Raw genomic sequence first — 25,222 nt, 5'->3', positions numbered from 1 at the left:
GGATACATGGCCGACGTCGGCTGTCTTTACTGATTGGCGCGCCGCCACTCTCTGGCTGCCCGGCTACCAGACATAGTGGCTGCCCCGGCCAAGCCGGCACCGATCCTCACCGAGTAGGGAGACGAGCTCCTCAGTGTGCCTGGTCCCGATGAACACCTGGATGTCCGCGGCGGTAGCCTCGCGCTGCAACGCTTCCAACATCGTGTCCAGATCCTCGATCGGGACCTCCTCAGCGCCGGGCGAGTCCACGAATAGCAGACCGGGATGCCGGCCGACGCCGCTGGTACGGCCCTGCTTGATTAGCGCGATGGCCGTTGCAAGCTTCAGCCGCAGCTTCTCGCCTCGCTCGCATGCCGAGTACGGGTTGGTCTGCCCGCCCTGATGCACCGTCATCGTCGCACCGCCCCCCAGCTCCACCCTCGTGAGGTTCGGGATCCCGAACTCACGGGCGAGTGTCGTGATGTCTTTGCCGAGGTCGGCCAGCCACTGCTTTTGGCCGTCTCGGACCCACTGGGTCGTGACCTTCTGGGCAGACTTCAAGACGATCAGGTCATTGCTGAGCTCATCGATGCGCCCCTGATCTGGGCCGACCCTCGATGTGTCCGGTGCGAGTGCGGTCGCGGCGCCCTCGGCCCGGGCAAGTTCCAACTCGGCCTGCTGATGCGCCGCGGCCGCATCGATAGCCTCCCGGTTGCGCTCGAGCACAAGCCGCGCCTCCACCCGGCGCTGATCGAGTGCGCTTAACTCCCTCTCGAGTTCGCCGACGCGGCGCTCGGCCTCGTTCCGCGCTTGATTCAGCGCCTCCACAACGTCCACGACGTCACCGACCGACTCGTCGTCTCCGTCGGCCGCGTCACCGAACTCCCGGACGGCCGGCGGCTCGTCCGCGGTCAGGTTCGCGCCGCGGATCTCTTGCATGAGCTCGGCACGGTCGGCAGCGGGGACGGTTGTCGCAACCACGACGTGGTCTGTCTGCGCAGCGAGGTCCAACGTGGACGTGCAGACGGAGCACTCATGCTGTGTGACCTCGGCCGCCTTCCGTTCGGCCGTGACCGGCGCGGAACAGCGCGGACACACGTGCGGGGCCAACTGCTGGAAGAAGAACGCTGCGTGTGCGTCCTCGACTTGCTGCACCCGCCGTGCCTCTTCCGCGGCCAGCTGGCTACTGGCAACTGCGAAACGCTCTCGTGCTGCGAGCAACCGCCGGTTCAGGATGCCGGTCTGGCTGTCCAGCTCGGCTAGCTCGGTGACCGCGCGATTGATCGCATTCAGGTCGTAACGGCTTTTGCCTGCTTGCTCCAGCTTCTCCTTCGCGGTGGCGACTGCATCCCGCGCCCGCTGGTACGCGTCCTGAAGCGCCGAGACGTTCTGCTTCGCGGTCTCCTGGAGCTCGTCGAGTTCAGTCTTCGCGATTGTGGCGGCCGTCGTCGCCTCCGCGCGCGGGGCAGCCCACTCTGCGCCCACGAACATCGACAACAGCCGCGACGGCAGTCCGGCGAACCGGTGGTCGCCGAGCAGGAGGTCGAGGTTGTCCCCCCGGATGAGGAGCGCACCCGCATAGGTCGGCCATACGTGCTGGGTGCGGCGGCCCTCTTGGGTGGCCGCGATCGCTGGCAGCCGGAGCGCCGACATCATCGCGGCGCCCATCACGTCCTCGAAGGCGTCGTCGGAGTCGAACGCGCCGATGACCGTCGTACCCGCGGGCCCTGTCCGAATTAGGTTGCCGACTGGCCGATGGTTGTCCTCGTGGTCGACGTCGAAAGAAACCCGATGCTCGACCCCATCGATCGACAGCCCGACCTCGACGTGGTCGATCCACGACCGGACTTCGTTCTTCAGGTCGCACCGCCCACGCAGGGCCCACATCAGGATCCGCAGCGTGCTCGACTTGCCGCGGAGGTTCTCGTCACTGCCTACGCCATGGAGGCCGGTTGTCAGATTCCAGCTGAAGGTGAACGGGACCTCCTCTCGATGCTCAGGGTCGACCTTGACTCCGTCGCGGGTCACGCCGGTCAGCAGCTTCGTGCCGTGGAACGCCAAGGACGTGAACCTCAAGTGCGCCGGCGTCGGCTGGGCCGCAGAGGTTGAAACCTGGTGCTTGGCCAGGACGGCCTCGACCTCGTCCAGCCGGCTCAAGTCGATCTTCAAGTCCGCGGCAACTGCCGCTCCGAGTCTGCTCACTGCTGCTCCACGGTGACATCGGTGCTGCGAGAGCTCGTGTTGCGACTGTCCGGTCGCACGAGGCGCTGAAGGACCTGCTCGCGGATCGATCCGATCGTCGTACCCCACACGGCGGTCGCGTACTGTTCCTGCGCGTACTGCCTGTCCTTGAGCCTGGTGCCGCTGTCGCCGCGGGCAACCAGATGGACCAGCTGCGCCTGCCTCGGATACCAGCTCAGCACATCTTCCTCGACCAACTCGTCGGCTTTCTCGGCCCCTAGACCGGTGAGAAAGAACTGGTTGCGCAACGGCTTCGGCGGCACGCCGCGGCGACGCACGAGACCCAGCCCGTACGCCTGCAGGATTGCGAACGCGTCGTCGACTTCCTCGTAGGCGCCGTAGAACCACTTCGGCATCGGATAGTGATGCCAGGCCGGCTCCGGGTCGGTTAGTAGCCTCTCGGCGACCCTCAGGTAGTCATCCCCAAGATGTCCGTCTTCGACCGCAGTGACGAGCTCGTCAGCGAGGTAGTCGGGGTTCCGCAACCAGAAGTCGAGCGCCTGTAGGCGTCGTTCGCTCCGGATTACCTGAACCATCCCGACCGGGTCGCTCCCACCAGTGGGATCGCCGCACACGCGCAGAAGGACAAGCAACCGGATGGCGTGCTGCGTACGCGTCGCGGTGTTGGCCACGGCGTCACCGAGCGTCACCACGTCCCCCTTTAGTGCGACAAGCCCAGCCCTGCGAGCTGGGCCGTCGGCTGGTTCCCGATACGTCTTCGCTTGGAGCCCCAAGAACCATCTCTTACAGGAGATCGAATCGCAACAGACTACGGCCAAGGGCGCGATTCGGTGTGATCCGCCCGGAGGCGGGCCGACGTATCGCCGTGCGGTTGTAGCCGATGCGCGCCGTGTGTGATGCGCATCCGTCCACGAACCACCAGGAAAAACGTGGGCCACGCGGCTTCGTCGGCACGAAGCCGCCGCCACCATGGGCGCTAGCCTGCTCAACAGGCACTTCCCCGTGGATGGTCGCTGCGGATGGCATGGCAACGGTGTCGATCAGCTTGACCATCAGTACGTGGCCGTTCTTCCGGTCATTTTCGCGGTAGGCGGTGAGTACGCGCCGTTAGATCCACCAGGTAGCCTTGACCTCGATCTGCTCGTCGACGCGCACAGCGCGTGCAGGTGGTGCTTCTCCTTCTTGGTGAGCAGGGCCGTGGCGGTGTCTAGGCACCCGAGCGTGGCATGGTTCGTGGCACGAACTCCTGGTGGCTAGTGTTGCTGGAGGCCGTTTCGGGAGGCGTCTGTGAAACCATTGTTGCTGGTCAGAGCTGGAGACGGCGACGTCATGTGGCCTTTTAATCCGCGGGTTCAGGGTTCGATCCCCTGGGGGCCCACTCCGCTGACCTGGTCGAACACCACGCGCGATCATGCTCGACGCCGCGGCGTCACCGCCAGTCGGCGAAGTACGGGACCCGTCCGTCCTCGATCAGCGGTATGAGGCTCAGCAGCGCTCCCCAGGAGTAGAAGGGCTCGCTGTCAGGGAAGTCGCACCCGTTGCCGGTGACGGCGGAGTAGTTCTCGTGCACATGCCTGTGCAGCTCCCACTCACGGACCACGAGCGCCGCGCTGCGCTCAGCCAGCCACTGCCGGTCCTCGGTCCGGCCCGATCGCAACAGGCCCAGATAGACCAGCAGGTTCACCGGCGGCCACACTCGGCCCGCCCAGTAGCCCTGCACGTCCCGGCCGTCATTGCGCGGGGTGACGGGCACCGCCCACTGCCCGCCGAACTCCTCCGGATCGCGCAGGTGCGCCATCAACGCGCGTATCTGATCCGGACCGGCGATCCCGGCCAGCATCGGATAGAAGCTCATCGGCGACAAGTACGCCGTCGGTCGTCCGGTGTCGCTGAAATGGCTGCGGAAGATCCGGTCGCCGTCATCCCAGAGCCGGTCACGGACAGCCGTCGTCACAGCCGCACGCCGGTCCTCCAGCTCTCGACGCTCCGGTTCGGCGCCCAACTCGGCGGCCATTTTGGCCAGTAGCTCACAGTCCAGGATGTATTCGCTGTTCAGGCCGATGTCGTGAGCACGGAGCAGGCTGCTCGCCGCGTCGAAGGGCACGTCGGCGAAGACCGGGTGGTCATCGCAGCCGCTCTCGCAGGTGGCGCCGAAGTGCTGGTGGATACGCGGGACGTCCTGCGGCGACGGTACGTCGGGGACGAAGCTGGTCGACCCGAGCGCGAGCAGCTCACCGCTACGCCGTACGCGCCACCACCACCGGTTCCAGGCCAGCAGCCGTGGGAACGCCGCCCGCAGGAACCACGCGTCGCCGTGCGCACGGTAGAGCTCCCAGCACGCCAGCGCGCCCACCGGTGGCTGTGACCCGTCGAAGGTCTTGCGGCCCGTGCCCTGCGCGACGTTCGGGACGAAGCCCTCTGGCGTGGCTTCGGCGAGCATCTCCATGGCGTTCGCGTACGCCAGGTCCGCCGATACCGTGCCCGCCAGGAGCGCCCCGAAGAAGGCGTCCCAGCAGAACAACGCGAATCCACCGCGCTTGCCGACATTCCACAGCCGGCTCACCGTGGTGACCACCCGCGCGCCCGCCGGTTCGTAGATCGTGTTCCACGCGATCGCGTCGCGGATGATCGCGCGGTGCACGTCGGCGGAGGTCGCGCGCTCCAGCCGGGTCAGCTGCCCGACGATGATCGACTCGATCTCGGCCATCGGCCGGCGCCGGCCGGTGCTGATTCCGACCGGTCCGGTCAACTCCAGCACCAGGTGTGGAGTGTCCACGTCGGTGTACGGATCGGTGACCGAGGGTGCGGTGGCGAACACCGGCGTCGCGCCGGCCGCGGACTCGGCTACGACGGAGTCTCCCTCGCGGCGGACGGCCCCGGGCGCGTTCCATGCGTACGCCACCGCCACGGTGAGGCAGGCGCTCTTCGGCTGATTCGTCAGTGGCTCGACCAGCAGCACCAGATCATCGCCCGCGTGCGCGGAGCGGACCCGCAGGGTGACGCCGCGCCATTCGACGGTCAGTTCGGTGTAACTGCCGTCGACCGCATGCGGTCCCAGGGTGACGGTCTCCGCGTCCTCCTCGCGACGGCCCAGCTGCACGTGCCGCAACGTGGTACCGCGGTAGTACTCCTTCAGGCCGAGGCTGACCAACACCGCGTCGGGCAACCGTACCTGGCTCAGCAGACTGCGGGTGTCCCACGTGTTCCAGCCTCGCGCCAGCCGTCGCTGCACCGCGCGGTACTCCGGTGCGACCTCTTCGATCACGGTGCTTCCTCCGCCGCGCCCTCAGGAATTCAGGCCTCGACCACGTAGCTGAACAGGGTCGCCCTGGCGCCGCGGAATCGGATTCGGAAGGGGACATCGTCTGGAAGACGCCTTTCCCCGTTGGGCCAGACGACCTCGTGGCGCAGGCTGTCTCCGCGTAGACGGGCGCCGACGTAGCCGGGCAGCGGCCGACCGTTCGGCTGGCACAGCTCGACCCTCAGGGCGCCGCCGGTCACGTCGGCGTTGACGAAGAGCCGAGCGGGTCCGCTGTTCTCGCCGAGCACGATGTCGGTTGTCTCCAGGGTCGCGTTTCCGGCACCGCATCGCAGTCCGACCATGCGATCGCGTCGCCAAGCAGCACGCCCGATGGTGATGTTCTTCGGTGGCCGGGTGCCGCCGTGAGTGGTGTTGATGGCGGTGTAGTACCACCAGATCTCGTCGCCGACGAGAACCGGAGTGTTGGCCACGTTCATGATGGCGCCGGCGTCGTAGCTGCCGGCTGGCCCGTTGGGGATGACCGGTGACCGGTCGGAGCAGCGTTGCCAGGTGCGCCCGTCGCGGCTGCTGATGAACTCGCAGTGGATGGGGCCCTCGTAAGGTGACTGGCCGGGTGCGGGAGGCCGGTAGATGTCGGTCACCCGGAAGACGGGCAACAGGCCGATGTACTGCGAACCGTACGGCGCTCCAGCCATGCCGTAGAACTCACCGCGGTGCCAGTCCTCGGTGGCCCACGCGTCGTCGATCTGGTCCGGGTTGATCATGGCCTGGAGTGGGGACCAGGCCAGGAAGTCGGTGCTGGTCGACAGGCCGACACGGCGTCGTCCCTCCAACCCGTCCACCTCGAGCCTCGGCAGTTGCCTCCGCAGGTAACCGAGGTACTCGCCGGTCAGCGGATCTCGCACCACATTTCCGACCTCGGAGCCGAAAGCAAGCCGCGGATTGCCATCGGGCTCCGACCAGGAGAACCCGTCAGGGGAGAACGCGACGCCGAAGTTGCGCTGACCAGTGGAGAACAAGCACTTATAGGCCCGACTCGGATCGGGATCGTCCGGCTCGTAAAGCACGGAATTGAGCGTGAACGGCGAACGTCGAAAGACGTAGTTGGTGTCCTGCCCGTCAATGACATACCGCCCGAGCGCCGGCTTGTGCCAGTGGATGCCGTCCTCGGACGTCGCATAAAGCATGCCATTCTGGTTGTACCACATGCGGTAACCGCCGCCGTCCTCGTCCGGGAGGACCGTGCCGTAGAGGTATGTGCCGTTCGCCTCCCAGGGTCGGCCGTTCTCGGGTTCGACGACCGGATGGTCCAGCCTGGTCGCTGGGATGACGACCCGCTCGAAACCGGAGCTGGTCGCCAAACGCAGGTCGTCAGCGAACAGCTCATGAACCACGACAGGCGCATCCGATGGCCGAGTCACCCGCGTCGCCGCGGCCGTTCGAGTCACGGCTCCACCCAGAAGTGGGGTAGCGGCCAGGGCTCCGCCCGCTTGCACGAACCGGCGCCGCGAAATCGCACTACGGGAACTCGAGCTTCGATGCATGGCGCTACCTCCAGGATGCGTCCCGATGACAAAGCGCGATACGAGAAAGGTCTATCGAAATCCAATCGCGGCGCGAGCTGCGCCGCGGGTTCAGCCGGCTTGTCCGAGCGACAAGCCAACGCATCTAATACGTATTAACTCCGTTGCATTTACGTTACCGATCCCTGGCTGCGGGTGTCAATAGGGAAGCATGGGATGAATCTCGACGTGAACTGAATGGAGCCTTGATCTCATTGGCATGAGCTGCAGCCGCTTGTCGGACATCAGCCCGATCGCACCTCGTTCCGGGGCCCACTCAGCTGACTTGGTCGACCGCGGCGCCGTCGCCGTGGTCCCGGGCCGGAGCGGGCTGACCGCCGGCACGTGGGCCGAGGGTGGGCGAGTACGGTCCGGGTGTGTTGACACCAGCGCCAACAGTTGGCGTCAGCGTCAACACCCCTGCGGTCATGGCCGCCTTCTGGCGTTGCGGTGATCGACTTCTCCCGACGGGTACGAAGCCGTCATCGATCCCAGGATCTGCAGCGCCTCAGCCGAGGCCGAATCCTGCGGCATGTAGGTGACCAGCATTTGCCGCGCGGCGGCGGGGGTTGTCCAGGCGACGTAGGTGAGGTCGATGTCGCCCACCTCGGGATGTCTCATGAGATTGGTACCGGTCGACTTCTCGAAGACGTGGTGCTCTGCCCACAGGTGCCTGAACTTCTCGCTCCGAACGGCAAGCTCGCCGACCAAGGCGGCCAGCTGGGGATTGTCCGGCTCTTCGCCGGCGGTCATTCTCAGGATGCCGACCGTGCCACGGGCCGAGGCCTCCCAGTCGCGGTGGCGGGCGGCGACGTCCTCATCGAGGAACAGCAGACGAGCGGAGTGCGCTCCTGCTCGGGTAGCGCGCCGTAGTCGGCGAACACGGCGGCCGCCAGTGGGTTCCAGCCGATGACCTGCATCGTCCGGGTCATCACCAGCGCCGGAACGACGAGGGTGCCGAGGAAGTCGCGTGTCGGTTCCGGCATGCGCTCCGGCGGTAGGCGACGGCCGCGCCGTGGACGATGCCGTGCGAGGTCGTACAGGTGGACTCGTTGGGTGCGATCGAGGAGGAGCGCCCGTGCGATGGCATCGAGGAGCTGTTCGCTGGGGCGGCCCCCTCGCCCCTGCTCGAGGCGCACGTAGTAGTCGGTGGAGACACCGACGAGGGTGGCGACCTCTTCACGGCGCAACCCGGGCACCCGGCGGCGATCGGCGTTCCTGCGGCACTTCGCGGATATGAGTCGACGCGGCTACAGCCGGCTCGGCAACTCGTCCGCTCCGGGCAGTCCTTCAGTCGCTCCTTCGCTCCACGCGGGGCCCGCGAAGGTCGCTTCGCGCGCCGGTCGTGAGCGTCGTCGGCGCCATGCTTCAGGTGGATTCCCGCGCAACGGATCTGACGCGCGGGTCGACGGTCGCGGTGGCGAGAAGGCGCAGCCACTCCTTCAGCAGCGCCATCTCGACAGGCTTGAGGACGGACCCGTCGGCCTCGTCCAAGCTGGCGGCAAGCTGACTGGCCGCGCTGGTCAGCGTGGCGTCGACGTTGTCGCCGGCGATGCCCGTGACGAGGGAGGCGAGCACGGTCGTACGGAGGTGGGCGGCGACCGCTGGGTCGTGTCCGCTGCGGATCGCCTGCAGCGTGGTTCCGACCACGGCGGCCTCCAGGACCAGTGTCGCCTGGTCGATGTCGATGCGCAGACGGCCGGCTCGGGCCACTCGGGCCAGGATGTCGGTGAAGATCGACCGTGACCTCAGCGCCGCGGGGGTGTCGGCGTCGGTGCGGCCACTGCCGAACATGAGCGTGTAGAGAGACGGGTGTGTCAGGCCGAACTCGATGTGCGCGTCCCAGGCGAAGATCAGGATCTCGACGGGATCGGCGGAGTGCGAGAGCGACCGCCGGCCGTTCAGGTAGGTGTCGAACCCGTAGGCGGCGACGGCGTCGTAGAGCCCTTCCTTGTCGCCGAAGTGGTGATACAGCGTCGGTGGTGTGATGCCCGCGGCTCGGCAGATGTCGCGGGTGGACACTCCGCCTGGCTGGGCGGACCGAAGAAGCTCGGCGGTCGCCTCGATGATGCGCTGACGCGTGTCCATGACCCGCAATCTACCCGCGGCTATAGCTCCGTTATAGCAGCGCGTTGCCGGTGACGGTGCTCGAACGATCGGAGGCCAGCCGGGCCGGTTGGCCTCCGATCGGTGCCGTTCGAGGCGACGCGAGCGCTGCGCCCGATGCGTCAGGAATCGAGACCGAACGTGACGACGGCCTTGAACCGGACCTCTCCGGCCGCGGCCTTCTCGTAGGCGTCGTTGGCTTGCTCGACGGCGAAGAGCTCGGTCATCGGCTTGACCCGGCCGCTTGCGACGATGTCCAGGGCTTCGGACAGGTACTCGAGGCCGTTGTGTGCCGATCCGATGATCTGGTGGCTGTGCGTGGTGAGTGAGAGCGCCGGGATCGCGAGGTCGTCGAGCCCGATGCCCATGAGCACGACCTTGCCCCACGGACGCAGGCCCGTCATGGCGTCGATGACGGCCGCGTGGGAGCTGCTGGTGTGCAGGATCACGTCGGCGCCACCGATCTCCTCGAGCGCCGCGCCGTCGGCGACGACGTCGTCGGCGCCGAGCTCGCGAGCGAGTTCGTGCTTGTCGGGCGTCCTGGTCACGACGATGACGTGGTAGCCGACGGCCTTCGCGAACTGCACGGCGAAGTGGCCGATGCCACCGAGGCCCACCACCGCCACCCGCGCGCCCGGCCGGGCGTCGGCCCGCCGGATACCCGCCCACACGGTGTAGCCGGCGCAGAGCGTCGGCGCGGCGTCCTCGTACGAGAGGCCGTCCGGCAGGAGCACCGTCCCGCCGACGTCGGTGGCCAGGTACTCGGCGAACGCGCCATCGACGTTCACGCCGGTCAACGTCGGGTTGGCGCAATTGCCGGCGGTGACGAAGCTGTTCGGGTGCTCCTCGCGGCAGAAGGCGCACGCCCCGCACCGCTTCTGCATCATCGGCATCCCGACACGGTCGCCGACCTTGCGCTCGGTGACACCCGCGCCGACGGCCACGACCTCGCCGACGCCCTCATGGCCCATGAGCAGAGGAAACTCTCGAAAGGACAGGACTCCGTGCGCCAGCCAGAGGTCCGTCCCGCAGATCGCGCACGCGTGGATGCGCACCAGGACCTCCTTCGGACCGGGCTCGGGGACGGGACGCTCGTGCAATTCCCACGCGGCCTTCACCTCAGGGACGATCACAGCTTTCATCGTCATCTTTTCGCGACTCCATTCTGGCAATCAGGCCGCAAGCCTGAATGCACACGACTTTCGCTGCCCGAGTAGGGCCCCAGGCGACACCGGATCAACGCCCACGGTAAGAACTGGAGCGGAACCGTGCCTAGCCATATTCGACCGAGAAAGTTGCCGATTTCGATCGGGCGACGGTCATGACGGCTGTGCGGTGGCCTGGTCCACCCGCATGGCCACGGTGTCGCGCTGCGCCGCCGCATAGTGGCGTGGTGTGGTACCGAAATGACGCTTGAACTCGTTGATGAAATGCGACAGGCTGACGTAACCGACGCGGCGTGCCACCTCGCTCACATTCAGGTTGCCCTGCATCAGCAATGCGCCGGCGCGGTCCAGTCGCATTCGCTTCACGAATTGATACGGTCCCATGCCGGTGGCTTCGGTGAACTTTGCCGTCAGAGTCGACGAACTCATCCTCGCGTGCCGCGCCAGGGCGGCCACCGTGAGCGGTTCGGACAAGTGCTCGCGCACATACCGGATGACTTCGGACACCGGCGTGCTCTCCTGCTCGACGACGGCCGCGTGCAGCAGCCGGGACACCTGCTCGGCTCGCATCAACCGGTACACGGCCTCGCGGAGATACAAGGGAGCGAGCACCTTACGGTCGGAGGCGGTGGCCAGTGCCCGCAGGAAGCGGAGGATCGCGCCCTCGAGTTCCTGATCCGCAGGCGAGACACGAGCGGCCGCCGCTGCGGCTCGTCCCCGCGTGGGTCGCGGGGGCATCGCCCGCCGATCGGCCAGGTCGACCGACACGGAACCCACGACGGCGGGGTCGACCTGGAGCACCAACGACAGGTACGGCCGGTCGGCGGTCGCCTCGAGGATCTCGGACTCGAACCTCATCCCGCGCGCGAACAGCAGATAGTCGGAGGGCTCGCAGATGTACTCGGAACCGTCGATGATCCATCGCTTTCGCCCCTGGACGACGTAGCACAGCGACAACGAATGCACCTCACCCCGTTGAGCCGGCTGCGGGCGTTCGAATCGGTAGGTCGTCAGACCCGGCCAGTCGGACTTGTTGGGGCCGATGTCGGGTGTCAGCGCCATCAGCGCGCCGGCGATGCCACGGGAAGCGGGCCTCGTCTCGCCGGAGAGGTCCATAGACGTCACGGGTCACCCCTGGGGTCGTTCGTCAGGAGTGCGGGGCGATCGCGTGAGCGCACGCGGGTCACCGCGGTGTGATGCCGAGCCCGCGCACTGTATCGCTCTGATAGACCTCAGTATATCGATGATAGAGACCGTGCGGGACGAGCCTCGCGGTCACTCCTCGCTGACGGCCGACAAGGTGTTCCAGGTGCCGAAGGCGAGCTCGGCGGCGCGCTCTGCGTCGCCGAGCTCGCACAGCCGGATGAGTTCGTCGTGCCGCGCCACCGAAGCCTGTCCGTCCAGCGACGAGAACCGAAGGCGCTCGGCCCGCCGGAGTACGGGGGTGAACTGGTCGAGAACAGTCGTCAGCGCCCGGTTCGACGCCACCGCCACGGGGACGTTGTGCAGGTCGTCGTCCGCGCGCAGCGCCGCTTCGATGTCGCCGTCCTCGATCGCGGCGCGGAATCGGGCGTTGGCCTCGCGCATCGCCTCGATGTCGGCATCGGTGAGGTGGCCGACGGCTTCGCGGACGGCCAGTTGGTGCATGGCCGCGACGACGTCTCGTGCATCCCGGATATCGCGCGCGTCCAGGGAGCTCACTGTGGTGGAGCGCCCCGGCAGCGCCGAGACCAGGCCCGCCTCCCCGAGGCGCAACAGTGCTTCACGGATCGGCGTCCGGCTGACCCCGAGCCAGGCCGCCAGCTCGGCGTCGCGCAGCTGCTCGCCGGGAACCAGGGTGCCGTCGACGATGGCATCGCGGAGCCGGTGGTAGACGTCATCGCGAAGGAGACGCCGGCCGATCGACTGAGCATCCTGGGGGACGGGCATGCAATATATTGCGCACGCCCCAGTGGCGGGTGCAACTCCACGACCCGTGCCTGGGACGGTGGCATCGTCAGAGGTCGAGCAGGAACGACAGGTGCTCGTGCACTGCCGCGAGCTCGGCATCGGTCAGCTCGCCGCGCTGTTCGATCAGCCAGTGCCGGGGGTGGGTCATGAGCCGGTCGGCGAGCACATGGCCGTTGCTGATCGGGACGGCGAACGGCTGGAACGACCGGGGCTCGCGGACGACCGGACACGTGACGACCAGGTTCGCCTTGGAGGCGTTGTAGGTCGGATGCGACAGGACCAAGCGGGTGTTGCCGTCTTCCAGGCTCCACAGCTCGCCGGGGTTCACGCCTCAGCCTGCATGCGGAGCACGTTGCGCGCCAGCGCGTCGTCCTCCGGCGTCCACGACGGGCCCTCGACCTGATCGAGCAGTCGGCGATAGTGCTCGTTCCTCACGGCCCGCTCGACGAACTCCGACCGGTTCAGGCCCGACGCCTTCGCGTCAGAGCGCGGGTGCAGTTCGCGCCTTGGCAAGGCTGGCCGTCGTCACCGCGTCCGATATGTCCGATACGGCGCGACGGTGAGGCATGCCAAGGCGGCCGGCAGGGGAGCCGCGGGTCAGGCGTCTCGCGCGCGTTCCGGTGACCGAGGTGAGATGTCTGAGCCGAGGTGCGCGCGGCGCAGCTCGTCCATCATCTCCTGCCAGAGTGTGGGGCCGCCCTGTTCGAGCAGCTCGGCGCCGGCGCGCAGCTCGGCGTCCGCGGGCCGATGGCGTATGCCCCAGCTGCCGAGCTGAGCGAACACGGGCACGAGCTGAATCGCGGGTTCGGTCAGGCTGTAGCGCGCCCGCTGGCCGGGTCGCGCGTCCTCGCGGGTGAGCAGCCCCGCATCGACGAGTCGCTTGAGCCGGTCGGCGAGGATGTTCGAGGCGATCCCCTCCATGGAGTTGGCCTGCAGCTCCCGGAAGTAGCGGCGGCCTCCGAAGATGATGTCGCGGAGGATGAGCAGGCTCCAGCGGTCGCCGAACACCTCGACGGCGGCGTTGATCGGGCACCCCGACCGAGGCTCAGAAGCGTCACCCATAGTGCTTGCAATCTACTACCACTCGGTACTACGGTCTCGCCAAGCGATTGCAACTCACAAGCGGAAGGGGGCACCGTGCTGAGGCAGATCGCAGAGGGTGTGCTGGTCCACCAGAGCGAGCTACTCCAGAACAACGCCGTCGTCGTGCGCGGCCGGGACGGCGTGTTGCTCATCGACCCCGGAATCACGGGCGACGAGATGGCGTGCCTCGCCCACGACGTGTCCAAGGCAGGACAGCCCGTCGTGGCAGGGTTCGCGACCCATCCCGATTGGGATCACGTGCTCTGGCACGCCGACTTCGGTGAGGCGCCCCGCTACGGTACGGCGCGCTGCGCGGCCGTCATGCGCGATCTGCTCGCGGACGCGGAGTGGAAGGCCCGCGTCGCCGAGGAGTTGCCGCCGGAGATCGCCGAGGAGATACCGCTGGAGTTGTTCGGCCTCATCACCGGGCTGCATGCCGACACGACAGAGCTTCCGTGGGACGGCCCGCGAGTCCGGATCATCGAGCATCCGGCGCATGCCCAGGGCCACGCGGCGCTGTTGATCGAGGACCGCGGCGTCCTCGTCGCCGGGGACATGCTGTCTGACATCCTGATGCCGTTCCCGGACCTGGGCGCCGCGCACCCGATCGAGGACTACCTCGTCGGACTGCGGATGCTCGAGTCCGTGGCGGACGACGTCGACGTGCTCATCCCCGGTCACGGGTCCGTCGGCGGAGCTGATCAGGTACGCGCGAGGATCGACCAGGATCGGGCGTACGTGCATGCCTTGCGTGATGGCCGTGCTCCCGACGACCCGCGCATCGGCCCGTCGGCCACCTTCGGCAAGGACTGGCTGCCCGCCGTGTACGAATGGCAACGACAGCAGCTCGCCGGAAGGAGCGAGCGCGACGAGACGTCCGGCTAGCGATCGAGCCGCCCCGGTAGGTTGGCCGTGTGCCGGATGCGCTGGAGCTGGACCCGTCGACCACCGCCCTCGTCCTCGTCGACCTCATGGACCGCATCGTGGGGCTGCCGCTCGCACCCCGCAGCGGCGCGGACGTCGTCGCGACGGCGCACCGGCTGGCCGGCGAGTTCCGTGCGGCCGGCGCGGCCGTCGTCCTCATCCGGGTCGAGCGGCCGAACGTCGACGAGCAGCCGCCCGGCAGCGACCTGGTCGCCGGGCTGGTGTCCGATGGCGACGTCGTCGTGGTGAAGCGGTCCATCGGCGGCTTCTACGGCACCGGGCTGCACGAGCGGCTGCGCGAGCTGGGCGTGAGCACGCTCGTCTTCGGCGGCATCGCGACGAACCTGGGCGTCGAGTCCACCGCCCGCGCCGCGTCCGACCTCGGCTATGACGTCGTCTTCGTGTCCGACGCCATGACGGCGCTCACCGCACCCGAGCACGACGCCGCCGTCGGGCTGAACCTGCCGCGCTTCGGGCCGGTCGTCCCGGCGGGCGCCGTCCGGCTGACCGCGGCACCGTGACGACCGGGCCGATGGCGTCCTCGCGGACCTCGGTCGCCACCGTCTCGCGGCCGGGGACACCACCCGTCTCGTACGACACCAGCACGCCGTTGACGACGAGCCGCATGTACGACGCGAACAGCTCGGGGAAGTGCGCGTCCATGCCCAGCGCGAGGCCGAAGCGGTAGCCGTCGACCTCGAACGTCACCGGCCGCGAGCCGGGATCGTACAGATAGGTGAGCTTCGTGTTCGACAGCGTGCGCTCGTCGTAGCGCGCCGCCACGGTTCCCTGGTCGGAGGACGTAGAGGCTGTTGTACGGACGCGCCGGCCCCGGCCGCCTCTGTCATCAACCGGCGGACCGGCCTGCCGCGGACCGTGCGGCTAGTAGAGCTCCTCCACCAGGATCGACCCGGAGTGGACGGTCACCGCCGTGCCGTCGCTCGATCGGGCGCGGACCGCGAGGGTCGGGCTCGCGCTCGCCGCGTCGAAGACCGCCGTGACGCTGGCGTTCTGCCGGCCGCTCCCGCCGGCCGCCTGCTGGAGGGTGTGCCCGGCGACGGTGCCGTCGAGGGCCAGCGCGAGCTCACCGGTGCCGGACCCCGTCTTCTCGACGACGCCGCTGAAGGTGACCCGCAGCTTCGACGAGCCGGAGATCGCACCCGCCAGTGCGACGACCAAGCCGGCGACGTCGCTGAAGGACGTGGTGGTGACTGACGCGGCGGCGGACAGCGCCGCCGTCTGGATGTCTCGGCTGCGGTAGACGCGCTTGCCGTAGGCCGCCTGGACGCCGCGGTGTGAGAGCGCCGTGATGCTCGGCATGATCGGGACGGGTGCGCCGTCGCCCTCCTGGAAGGTGACGAAGATGTTCCCGAACGTGCCGGACGTGCCCCCGACGGGCTGGCTCATGCCGATGTTCTGGAACACGTTCTCGAGGGGGAAGCGCGGATCTCCCGACCACGGCTGGAAGTAGACCGAGTTGCCGCCGGTGCGGCCGCCGCTGGGAATGGCCTGGGCGCCGTAGACGGTGTTGTTGTCCGCGCCGTGGACGTAGAAGCCGGCCGTGCCGGCGCCGCCGCCGTAGAAGTACACGCCGCCGATGACGTCGTTGTTGGCGGCGTCGGGGTTGCCGGTGAGGGTGATCGATTCCGTCACCCCGGACGTCATGACCATGCCGTGGGCGTTCGGCTCGGGGTCGTAGGCCCAGCACTGCAACAGCGTGTTGTTGCCGCAGCCGTAGACGCAGCCGGGCGGGAACCCGTTGCGCGAGGTGAGGATCCAGCCGGCGACGGTGGCCGCACGGGCCATGACGTTGGTGAACAGCGAGTCGGTGACGTGGTTGACGCGGACGGCGTAGCCGGCCTTCGCGTTGGCGTTCACGACGAGGTCGGAGACGGCGATGCTGTGCAGCGGCCCCTCGAGGCTGAGCGCCGCGGCGGACGCGTTCGCCGGACCGTCGTAGACGATCTCGGTGGCGCCGGTGTTCTGGACGAAGTTCAGCGACGGCGAACCGCCCCGGCCGCTGCCCTGCAGCGTGATCCGGTGGTGCTTGGTCGACACGGCGGAGTCGCTGCCGTCGCCCAGCTGGAGCGGGCCGGTGATGCGGTAGACGCCCGGCGGGAAGAACACGACACCGCCGCCGCCGGCGTCGACGCTGGTGATGGCGGCCATGATGGCCGCGAGATCGTCGGTGACGCCGTCGCCGGCGGCGCCGTGGGACTTGACGTCCTCCCACGAGGCGGCGAACACGCGACGGCGAGCGGCGGCCTCGGCGGGCTGCGCCAGCACCGCGCCGGCGGCGATGGCGCCCGTGCCGACCGTGGCGGTGCGGAGCAGGTTCCGGCGGCTGACCGGCGAGGCGGAGCCGTCGGTGACGGGGGTCGTGGGCATGGGTGTCCTCCTGCGAAACGATCAGACTGGTGACTGGCGGGGGACCGCGGCGGGTCAGCGTTCGATGTCGATCAGGAAGGAGTACCGGTCGGCGCGATACAGCGAGCGCGTGAACTCGACCGGCCGCAGGTGCTGGTCCGTCGTGCGTCGCTCGACGACGAGTGCCGCTGAGAACGGCGCCACGTCGAGCAGTTCGGCGTCGCCCGGCTCGAGGACCGTGGCGGCGATGCGTTGTTCGGCCTTGCTGACGATCGTGCCGTAGTGGCTGGCGAGGAGCTCGTACAGCGACCCGGAGAGCTCCCGGTCGAGCAGGCCCTCCACCCGGGCGGCGTCCAGGTGGACGGTCTCGAGGCACACCGGCGCACCGTCGGCCAGCCGCACGCGCCGGATGCGGACGACCGTCGCCGCGGGGCTCAGGTTGAGCTTGCTGCCGACGGTGGCACCGGCGTACTCCGTGCCGACGTCGATCACCCGCGTGCCGGGCTTCATGCCTCGCTCGATCATGTCCTCGGTGAACGAGGTGAGGCGGATCGTCTTGTCGATGGTGGGTTCGGCGACGAAGGTCCCCGAACCGTGCACGCGATAGACGCGCCGATCCGCCTCGAGCGCGTTGAGGGCGTGCCGGACGGTCATCCGGCTGACCCCCAGCTCGTCGGCGAGCTGCCGCTCGGTGGGCAGCTTGTCGTGGGGCTGTAGCCCGTCGTCGATCAGTCGCTCGAGGTGGGAGCGGACCCGGCCCGACTTGTGGTCGGCGTTGCGCGCGTCGGTCATGGTCGGCTCCCGGCGAAGTGGTTTAGCCCAAAGCTAGCCGTGCTCGTCGCACCCGTCAATGCTCGACCTCGGCTATTGACGGTCCCAGAATAATTGGGCTATACCTCTTTCACGCAGCCGGCGAATCGGACGATGCCGCGCCGCGTCGAGATCTCCGTCCTCCTGGCGACCCGTGGCCGCCAGCCATCCACCGACATCGGAGGGGCACCATGAGAAGTCCACGTGTGGTCGCCGTCTGGAGCGCCATCGCGGTCGCGACGGCGTTGACGGCCGGCGCGTGCGGGTCGGACGAGTCGTCCAGCGACGACGCCGACGAGACCGTCCTGCGCATCTTCGTGCACGCGAACCCGCCGACCGACAGCGCCTTCGAGAAGATCAACCAGCTGTTCGAGGAGCAGAACCCGGGCGTGCGGGTCGAGCTGACCACCGCCGCCGGCGTGGACTTCTTCACCGTCCGCAACACGCGGCTGATGGCCGAGGACGTCGACATCACCGAGGGCTCCACCTCCGGCGGGACGCGGCTGCTACCCGACTGGGTCGAGGGCCAGCAGGAGAGCGACTGGGTCAAAGGACTGCAGGCGGGGAACTGGGTCGACCTGAGCGACGAGGAGTTCCTCGGCAACTTCTCGCCGGAGATCATGGAGGCCTACGAGTACGAAGGCCGGTCGTACGCCGTGCCGACCGGCACCAGCCTGGTCACCGGCGTGTTCTACAACAAGGCGATCTTCGCCGAGCACGGACTCGAGGTGCCGCGCACCTGGGCCGAGTTCCAGAACGTCATCGAGGTGCTGGAAGGCGCCGGCGTGCCCGCCCTCATCATGGGCGGCAAGGACGCCTGGCCCGCCGGCATCCCGATGTACGGGCTGGTGCAGTCGCTGTACCCCGACACCGAGGAGCTGGACCGTGGTCTCTGGGAGGGCGACGCCGCGCTGACCGACCCCGAGGCGGTCACCGTCATGGAACGGCTGCAGACCATCTTCGACCACACGCTGGACCACTGGGAGGGCATCGACTACGCGACGGTCCCCGCCCGGTTCGCCGCCGGCGAGGCGGCCATGCTGCCCGACGGCTCGTGGAGCATCCCCGCGATCCAGGAGGCAGCTCCCGACCTGGAGTTCGGCTACTTCCCGCTGCCCGGTGGCGACAGCGCCGACGACAACCAGTACATCGCCGGCAAGCTCGAGTTCAGCCTGTCCATCCCGACCAGTTCGGACAACCAGGAGCTCGCCCGGGAGTGGCTGGCGCTGTACTCCGACCCGGAGGTCTACGAGGACTTCGTCGTCGAGGCCGGCTTCGGCCCGGCGCAGCCCGACATCGAGCTGGGGCCGGTCCTGCAGGAGGTCCAGCAGTACCTGCCGGCCGGCGGCTTCACGCCGTCGTGGGACCAGGTCTTCCACGGCAACCAGTACGCGGGACCGCTGGCCGTCCACCCGTTCGCGTTCGACAACGTCGCGCCGATCGGCACCGAGACCGACATGGCCGCCCTGACGGAGAAGATGCAGGCGGACTGGCAGGTGGGACTGGACTCGCTGCCGTGAACCCGTTCGCCTCGTCGAGAGCGGGACGAGCCGGCCCGTGGCTCGGCATCGCGCCCGGGCTGGCGCTCTTCCTGACGTTCGCCCTCGTGCCGGCGATCGCGGTGGTCGGGATGTCGTTCACCGACATCTCCGGCATGCCCAACGTGCCGTGGCACTGGGTGGGGCTGGACAACTATCGCCGGTTCTTCTCCGCGGGCGCCGTGGCTGCGAACCTCGACGTCATCAACCGCACGCTGGTGTTCGCGCTGTCCGTCACGGTCATTCTGAACGCGCTGGCGCTGCTGCTCGCCGTTCTGCTCAGCGGGCGGCTGCGCGGCGCCGCGCTGTACCGGTCGATCGTGTTCATGCCCGTGGTGCTCGGCGTCACGATCGTCGGGCTCATCTGGTCGCTGGTCTTCAACCCGACGGGCGGCCCGGCCGCGAGCCTGTGGTCGTCGTTCGGGTCCAGCTCGTCATTCCTCGGTGATCCGAAGCTGGCCTTCACGCTGATCATCTTCGTGCAGATCTGGGCCGCCATCGGCACGACGATGATGATCTACCATGCCGGCCTGATGGCGGTGCCCGCCGACCTGTACGAGGCGGCCAGGGTCGACGGCGCGAACGCGTGGCACCGGCTGCGGCACGTGACGATCCCCATGGTGGCTCCGGCCATCACGGCGAACATGGTCATCTCGATCGTCGGCTCACTGCAGACGTACCAGATCATCTACGTGCTCACGGGTGACCGGCCCACGACCTCGGTCCTGGCGCTGAAGGTCTTCTCGATCGGCTTCGGCACGTCCGAGCAGGGCTACGCCGCCGCGGTCTCGATGATCCAGTTCGTGCTCGTCGCGGTGATCGCCCTGGTCCTGCTCACCTACCTGCGGAGGCGGGAGACCCAGCTATGACCGTGCTCCATGACGCCCCGTCCGCCGGCCGGCTCCAGCCGTGGCCCGCGGACGAGCAGCGGCGGCGGCCGCGCCAGTGGTCGCCGTGGCGGCTGATCAACTACCTGATCGCGCTGGCGGTCGTCGCACTGTACGTCCTGCCCCTGCTGTTCCTGCTGAACACGGCGTTGAAGCGGCCCGGCGAGTTCAGCGCCGACCCCGTCGGCCTGACCGAGAGCCTGGCCCTCGGCAACTTCGTGGACGCGTGGACCCAGGGAAACTTCGGCGCGCTGGTCGCCAACAGCGTCCTCTACGCGCTGGTGTGCGCCGCCGTGAGCACGGTGCTGTCCGTGCTCATCGCGTTCCCGGTGGCCCGCAACTACGTGCGCTGGTCGCGGTCGCTGCGGGTGCTGTTCGTGATCTCGCTGTTCCTGCCCAACGCGATCGTGGCCCAGTTCCAGCTCGTGCTGCAGCTTGGCCTGTACGACACCCGTCTGGGCTACATGCTGCTCATGACCGCCGGCCTCGGTGTCGGCCCGCTGCTCGTCATGGGGTACCTGCGGTCGCTGCCCAGGGAACTGGACGAGGCCGCGGCCATGGACGGGTGCGGGTATTTCCGCTTCGTCTGGACGTTCGTCTTCCCGCTGTGCAAGCCGGTGCTCGGCGCCGTGTTCATCCTGCAGGTGATCGGCGTCTGGAACGACATCATCGGCGCCACGATCTATCTCGCCTCGCCGGAGCTGCGGACGATCTCCCTGGGCCTGTTCACGTTCTACGGCGAGTACGGCAACAACCAGTGGGAGCTGCTCGCCGCGGCCACGCTCATCGTGGCGGCGCCGCTGATCCTGCTCTACGTGTTCACCCAGCGGTTGTTCATCAGCGGCGCCATCGCGGGGTCGCTGAAGTGAGGACGGACATGCGGGCGCTCGACGCCATCCGCGGCGGCCTGGTGGTCTCCTGCCAGGCGAATCCCGGTGAACCGATGGATCATCCGGTGCACATCGCCGCCCTGGCCCGGTCGGCGGAGCTCGGCGGCGCGGTCGGGCTGCGCATCGACGGGGGCGACAACATCCGCGCCGCGCGGGCCGTGACCGAGCTGCCGATCATCGGCATCAAGAAGGTGACGGCCGAGGGGCGGCCGAAGATCACGCCGTCGCCGGGGGACTCGGCGGAGATCGTGCGCGCCGGCGCCTCCATCGTCGCGTTCGACGCCTCGGTGCAGTACCAGCCCGAGTCCGCCCGGCTCACGGACCTCGTCCAGGAGATCCGGGCGCTCGGCGCGGCGACCATCATGGCCGACATCTCGACCGTCGCCGAGGCGGAGCGCGCCTGGGCCGCGGGCGTCGACGTCGTCGGTACGACGCTGTGGGGCCACACCCCCGACACCGCCGCGCACGACGGGCCCGGCATCGACCTCGCGGCGACGCTGTGCGCCGCCGGGATGACGGTGATCGTCGAGGGTCACATCAGCCGGCCCAGCCAGGTGCGCGAGGCCTTCGAGGCCGGCGCCTGGTCGGTCGTCGTCGGCACCGCGATCACCAACCCCGTCGCACTGACCAAGCAGTTCGTCAGTGCCTGCCCGGCCCGCCGGCCGGTCGAGGGCATGGCATGACCGTCGTCGTGGCCGTCGACCTCGGAGCGACGAAGATCCAGGCGGCGGTCGTGCGCGACGGGGAGATCGTCCGGCGGTATCGCCGCGCCACACCGAGCCACGCCGGCGGCGCCGCGGTCCTGGATGCCGTGGCCGAGGCGGTCGCGGCGGTGGCCGCCGACGCGACAGCGATCGCCGGCATCGGCGTGGCGTGCGCCGGAGTCGTCGACGTGCGGTCCGGCGCGATCCTGCGGTCCGGCGCCACCATCCACGACTGGGCCGGCACCGCGGTCGGTGACGCGTTGTCGGCCCGGTTCGGCTGCCCGGTCGTCGTCGACAACGACTGCAACGCCTTCGCCGGCGGTCTGCTCCGGGGCGGCCACGCCGGGGCCGGCCTGCTCGCCGTCATGGTGGGCACGGGCATCGGTGCCGGTCTCGTCCTGGACGCGATGCTCTACCGAGGACCGCGCTTCGGCGCCGGCGAGCTGGCCCATCTGCCGTGGCCGGGGGTGGACGGGGCACGCTGCGGCTGCGGGCGGCCGGACCACCTGGAGGCCACGGCGTCCGGGCACGGGATCGAACAGTCCTATGCCGCGGCGACGGGCGGCGAGCGTCTGTCGCTGCCCACGATCGTGCGGCGGCGGGCGGACGGCGACCCCGCGGCGGTCGCCGTCGTCGAGCTCGGGGCGCGGGCGCTCGGCACGGTGCTCGCCGGCGTGGCAGGCACGCTCGACCTCGACGAGGTCGTGCTGGGCGGCGGCGTCGTGGACGCCGTCCCGGGCTTCGCCGGCCTCGCCCGCCGGCACTTCGACACGGAGGTCGCCGCCCGCGGACAGCGGGTCACGATGACGCGCGCCGCCAGGGGCGACGACACCGTGCTCATCGGCATCGCCGGACTGGCCGACGACCGGATGGAGGCTCGCCTGTGACAACGCCATGGTTCACCACTCGAGGGGTGGTGCTGACCTGGGACGACATCACCACCTACGACTGGGTGGCGCTGGCCGCCGAGGCCGGCCTGACGACGATCAGTGTGCACACCGACGCGCTGACGTCCGAGCGCGGCCACGCCTTCCTCGACGCGTGCCGCCGGGCCGGCCTGGAGGTCGAGCGCGAGCAGCACGCACTGTCGCGGCTGCTCCCACGCGACCTCTTCGAGACCGATCCCGCGATGTTCCGGATGACCGAGGACGGCCGGCGCGTTCCCGACAGCAACTGTTGCGCCAGCTCAGAGGCCGCCCTGGAGGTCATCGCCGCGAACGCCGTGAAGGAGCTCGACGACCCCGGCACCACCACGGGCCGCTACTACTTTTGGCCCGACGACGGCGGAGAGCGCTGCCACTGCGACGGCTGCGCCGGTCTGAGCCACACCGACCAGGCGCTGCTGGTCGAGAACCGCATCGTCACCGCGTTGCGCGAGGTGCGGGCCGACGCCCAGGTATCGCATCTGGCCTACCAGTCGACGATGCCGGCGCCGGTCCAGGTGCGCCCCGAGGCGGGCGTGTTCCTGGAGTTCGCGCCGTTCTTCCGCACCTGGGAGGTCCCCCTGTCGCGGCGCGACGCGCAAGGCCCCGACTGGCCCCGCGACGTGCCGGAGCGCGGTTCCCGCCGCGCCGCCAGGCGGGACGACCGGCGGGTCGCGCACGGCGACTACCTCGACCACCTCGACGCCAACCTCGCCTGCTTCGGCGCCGAGACGGCGCAGGTGCTCGAGTACTGGCTCGACGTGTCGCTGTTCAGCGACTGGACGTTGCCGGCGGTGGAGCTGCCGTGGGCCGACGGCGTCCTCGAGGACGACCTGAGCACGTACGGGAGCAGGGGCATCCGGCGGATCACCACGTTCGCCGCCTACATGAACGGCGGCTACTTCGCCGCGTACCCGAGCACCGATCCGGTCCGCGCCTACGGCGCGGCGCTGCTGGACTGGCGGCCGTGACGACGCGGGTGCGGGTCGAGACGCTGGAGATCCCCGCCGCGGCCCTCGGCGCGCCGTCGGTGCTGCCCGACGTCGGTGACGGAGTCGCGGCGCCGTACGCCACGGACGAGCGCTTCGGCTACGGGCGGGTGCCGAACCTGTTCCCCTACCTGCATCAGGACGGCTACGGGCGGGAGCTGCGCCCGACGCCGTTCCGGGCGGTCGTCCTCGAGAACCGGCACCTGACCGCGGTGGTGCTCCCCGAACTCGGCGGGCGCATCTGGAGCCTGCGCGACCGCGCGCGAGACGTCGACCTGGTGTACCGGAACGGCGCCGTGCAGCTGGGGAACCTCGCGCTGCGCAACGCGTGGTTCGCCGGCGGCATCGAGTACAACATCGGCACCCGTGGCCATTCGCCGCTGACCTGCAGCCCGCTCCATGCCGCCACGGTCGTCGACGACGGTGGCGAGCCCTCGGTCCGGCTGTGGGAGTACGAGCGCCAGCGCGAGGTCGTGTTCCAGATCGACCTGTGGCTGCCGAGCGACTCGCCCGTGCTCCTGGCACACGTGCGCATCGTCAACCCCGGCGACGACACCGTGCCGATGTACTGGTGGACCAACGCCGCGGTGCCTCAGACGCCGGAAACCCGGGTGCTCTGCCCGGCGAGGACCGCGCTCACCAGCGACTACACCGGCGCGTTGCGACAGGTGCCGGTCGACCGGCCGGAAGAGCGGCTGACCTGGCCGGCCGCGGCGGCACGAGCGGCCGACTACTTCTTCGAGACCGACCCGGACGCGGACCGGTACTGGATCGTCAGCGCCGACGCCCGCGGGAACGGCCTGGCGTTGCTGTCGACCGCCCCGCTGCGCGGGCGCAAGCTGTTCTGCTGGGGCACCGAGGCCGGCGGCGAGCGATGGCAGGAATGGCTGAGCCCGTTCGGCGGCCGGTACGGCGAGATCCAGGCGGGGCTGGCGGCCACGCAGTACGAGCACGTGCCGATGCCCGCGCGCTCGGAGTGGTCGTGGGTCGAGGCGTACGGCAACGCCGCACTCGACCCGGCGATCGCGCACGACCCCGAGTGGGACGCCGCCGTCCGGCACGCGGACGAGCGCGTCGCCGCCCTCTGGCCGGCGGAGGTCCGGGAGGAGCACCTGCGGCGGCTGCGGCACCGGGCGCTGCTGCCGCCGTCCGCTCGTGTCGTCACGGGCAGCGGCTGGGGCGCACTGGAGCGGCGGCGCCGGCTGGCCGACGGGCAGCCCTGGCTCGACGAGACCCCGACGCCGTTCCATGACGACACCCTGACCGGCGAGCAGCGCTCATGGTGCGACCTGCTCGCCGGGCGGCCGGCCTGGGCGCCGGGACCGCCGCTCTCCTACGTGCGGGGAGCGGACTGGGAGCGGCGCCTGGCCGGTACGCCGTCGACCTGGCCGAGCGAGCTGCACCTCGCCGTCATGGCGCACGCCCGCGGCGCGCACGCCGAGGCCGATCGGCACTACCGACGCTCGCTGGAGCATGCGGCCACCCCATGGGCCCTGCGCGGCCTCGCCCGGCTCGCCGCCGACGCCGGACGCAGCGGCGACGCGGCCGCGCTCTACCGTCAGGCGCTCGCCCTGACCGACGACGGCCGGCTCGTCGAGGAGGCCTGCCGCCACCTCCTGCGGGCTGGACAGCCCGCCGCCGTGCTGGACCGGCTGTGCGGCCCGGACATCCCGGGGCCGAGGACTGCTCGGTTGCGGCTGCTGCTCTGCCGAGCACTGGCCGCCGCGGGCGACCTGCCCGCGGCGCGACGGGTCCTCGAGGACGGCCTCGTGCTGCCCGACCTCCACGAGGGTGAGACGACACTGTCGGACCTGTGGTCGGAGCTGTTCCCCGGCCGGCCCGTGCCACCGGCCTACGACTTCCGCATCGCGTGACCCCAG

At 69.3% G+C, this 25,222-nt stretch carries 21 protein-coding genes and 2 pseudogenes; 9 read left to right on the top strand and 14 right to left on the bottom strand.

Annotated elements, in window-relative coordinates; genetic code table 11:
• Positions 1–63: 63 nt before the first annotated feature.
• From DY240_RS31175 to DY240_RS31120, 11 genes and pseudogenes are all read right to left on the bottom strand, one after another.
• Positions 64–2,181 carry a coiled-coil domain-containing protein gene (locus tag DY240_RS31175; protein WP_119663528.1) on the bottom strand — a complete coding sequence of 706 codons (2,118 nt, stop codon included), beginning with the start codon at positions 2,179–2,181 and terminating at the stop codon, positions 64–66.
• A complete protein-coding gene (locus tag DY240_RS31170; protein ID WP_119663527.1) occupies positions 2,178–2,870 on the bottom strand; it encodes a hypothetical protein in 693 nt (230 codons plus the stop codon). The genes DY240_RS31175 and DY240_RS31170 overlap by 4 nt, the downstream gene beginning before the upstream one ends.
• A 740-nt stretch (positions 2,871–3,610) precedes the next feature.
• Complete coding sequence (locus DY240_RS31165; RefSeq protein ID WP_119663526.1) at positions 3,611–5,446, bottom strand: MGH1-like glycoside hydrolase domain-containing protein; 1,836 nt, start codon at positions 5,444–5,446, stop codon at positions 3,611–3,613.
• 29 nt (positions 5,447–5,475) lie between these two features.
• Positions 5,476–6,837 (bottom strand): hypothetical protein, encoded by a 1,362-nt coding sequence (locus tag DY240_RS31160; protein ID WP_119663525.1) that lies wholly within the window; start codon positions 6,835–6,837, stop codon positions 5,476–5,478.
• Positions 6,838–7,431: 594 nt separating this feature from the next.
• Positions 7,432–8,204: pseudogene (locus DY240_RS33635) on the bottom strand (helix-turn-helix transcriptional regulator).
• 169 nt (positions 8,205–8,373) lie between these two features.
• Positions 8,374–9,093 carry a TetR/AcrR family transcriptional regulator gene (locus DY240_RS31150; RefSeq protein ID WP_119663524.1) on the bottom strand — a complete coding sequence of 240 codons (720 nt, stop codon included), beginning with the start codon at positions 9,091–9,093 and terminating at the stop codon, positions 8,374–8,376.
• Between the two features lie 140 nt (positions 9,094–9,233).
• On the bottom strand, positions 9,234–10,259 hold the full coding sequence (locus DY240_RS31145; RefSeq protein WP_199702812.1) for an alcohol dehydrogenase catalytic domain-containing protein: 1,026 nt from the start codon (positions 10,257–10,259) through the stop codon (positions 9,234–9,236).
• 171 nt (positions 10,260–10,430) lie between these two features.
• Positions 10,431–11,393: an AraC family transcriptional regulator gene (locus DY240_RS31140; RefSeq protein ID WP_233552943.1), complete on the bottom strand. Its 963-nt coding sequence runs from the start codon at positions 11,391–11,393 to the stop codon at positions 10,431–10,433.
• Between the two features lie 159 nt (positions 11,394–11,552).
• Positions 11,553–12,206, bottom strand: a complete 654-nt coding sequence (locus DY240_RS31135) for a GntR family transcriptional regulator (protein ID WP_119663522.1) — start codon at positions 12,204–12,206, stop codon at positions 11,553–11,555.
• A gap of 67 nt (positions 12,207–12,273) precedes the next feature.
• Positions 12,274–12,555: a type II toxin-antitoxin system PemK/MazF family toxin gene (locus tag DY240_RS31130; RefSeq protein ID WP_119663521.1), complete on the bottom strand. Its 282-nt coding sequence runs from the start codon at positions 12,553–12,555 to the stop codon at positions 12,274–12,276.
• Between the two features lie 269 nt (positions 12,556–12,824).
• On the bottom strand, positions 12,825–13,289 hold the full coding sequence (locus DY240_RS31120) for a winged helix-turn-helix transcriptional regulator (protein ID WP_119663520.1): 465 nt from the start codon (positions 13,287–13,289) through the stop codon (positions 12,825–12,827).
• A gap of 75 nt (positions 13,290–13,364) precedes the next feature.
• On the opposite strand from DY240_RS31120, the gene DY240_RS31115 reads away from it, so the two are divergent.
• Together DY240_RS31115 and DY240_RS31110 are read left to right on the top strand one after the other, a co-directional pair.
• The gene (locus tag DY240_RS31115; RefSeq protein ID WP_119663519.1) at positions 13,365–14,195 is read left to right on the top strand and encodes an MBL fold metallo-hydrolase; all 831 of its coding nucleotides are present in this window, start codon (positions 13,365–13,367) and stop codon (positions 14,193–14,195) included.
• A 29-nt stretch (positions 14,196–14,224) separates the two neighbouring features.
• Positions 14,225–14,755, top strand: a complete 531-nt coding sequence (locus tag DY240_RS31110) for an isochorismatase family protein (RefSeq protein WP_119663518.1) — start codon at positions 14,225–14,227, stop codon at positions 14,753–14,755.
• A 43-nt stretch (positions 14,756–14,798) separates the two neighbouring features.
• Here the strand turns inward: DY240_RS31110 and DY240_RS34275 are convergent.
• The 3 genes and pseudogenes from DY240_RS34275 to DY240_RS31095 form a co-directional block, all read right to left on the bottom strand.
• Positions 14,799–15,063: pseudogene (locus tag DY240_RS34275) on the bottom strand (carbon-nitrogen hydrolase family protein); the annotation flags it as partial.
• 53 nt (positions 15,064–15,116) lie between these two features.
• Positions 15,117–16,622, bottom strand: a complete 1,506-nt coding sequence (locus tag DY240_RS31100; RefSeq protein WP_119663516.1) for a glycosyl hydrolase family 28-related protein — start codon at positions 16,620–16,622, stop codon at positions 15,117–15,119.
• A 54-nt stretch (positions 16,623–16,676) separates the two neighbouring features.
• Positions 16,677–17,393 (bottom strand): GntR family transcriptional regulator, encoded by a 717-nt coding sequence (locus DY240_RS31095; RefSeq protein WP_119663515.1) that lies wholly within the window; start codon positions 17,391–17,393, stop codon positions 16,677–16,679.
• Positions 17,394–17,602: 209 nt separating this feature from the next.
• Between DY240_RS31095 and DY240_RS31090 the strand changes: the two genes are divergently transcribed.
• From DY240_RS31090 to DY240_RS31060, 7 genes are read left to right on the top strand one after another with little or no spacing between them, the layout of a single operon-like run.
• Positions 17,603–18,931, top strand: a complete 1,329-nt coding sequence (locus DY240_RS31090) for an ABC transporter substrate-binding protein (RefSeq protein ID WP_119663514.1) — start codon at positions 17,603–17,605, stop codon at positions 18,929–18,931.
• Complete coding sequence (locus DY240_RS31085; protein WP_199702810.1) at positions 18,928–19,818, top strand: carbohydrate ABC transporter permease; 891 nt, start codon at positions 18,928–18,930, stop codon at positions 19,816–19,818. The genes DY240_RS31090 and DY240_RS31085 overlap by 4 nt, the downstream gene beginning before the upstream one ends.
• On the top strand, positions 19,815–20,705 hold the full coding sequence (locus tag DY240_RS31080; protein WP_119663513.1) for a carbohydrate ABC transporter permease: 891 nt from the start codon (positions 19,815–19,817) through the stop codon (positions 20,703–20,705). Before DY240_RS31085 ends, DY240_RS31080 begins: the two co-directional genes overlap by 4 nt.
• Before the next feature lie 8 nt (positions 20,706–20,713).
• Complete coding sequence (locus tag DY240_RS31075) at positions 20,714–21,409, top strand: N-acetylmannosamine-6-phosphate 2-epimerase (protein ID WP_119663512.1); 696 nt, start codon at positions 20,714–20,716, stop codon at positions 21,407–21,409.
• Complete coding sequence (locus DY240_RS31070; protein ID WP_119663511.1) at positions 21,406–22,317, top strand: ROK family protein; 912 nt, start codon at positions 21,406–21,408, stop codon at positions 22,315–22,317. The genes DY240_RS31075 and DY240_RS31070 overlap by 4 nt, the downstream gene beginning before the upstream one ends.
• Positions 22,314–23,324, top strand: coding sequence for a DUF4838 domain-containing protein (locus tag DY240_RS31065; protein ID WP_119663510.1), 1,011 nt, complete (start codon positions 22,314–22,316; stop codon positions 23,322–23,324). The genes DY240_RS31070 and DY240_RS31065 overlap by 4 nt, the downstream gene beginning before the upstream one ends.
• Positions 23,321–25,216 carry a DUF5107 domain-containing protein gene (locus DY240_RS31060; protein ID WP_158603071.1) on the top strand — a complete coding sequence of 632 codons (1,896 nt, stop codon included), beginning with the start codon at positions 23,321–23,323 and terminating at the stop codon, positions 25,214–25,216. The genes DY240_RS31065 and DY240_RS31060 overlap by 4 nt, the downstream gene beginning before the upstream one ends.
• Positions 25,217–25,222: the final 6 nt, after the last annotated feature.

Origin of the sequence: Jiangella rhizosphaerae, assembly GCF_003579925.1 — a bacterium.
GTDB classification, from domain to species: domain Bacteria; phylum Actinomycetota; class Actinomycetes; order Jiangellales; family Jiangellaceae; genus Jiangella; species Jiangella rhizosphaerae.
This window is presented reverse-complemented; position numbering and strand designations above follow the sequence as displayed.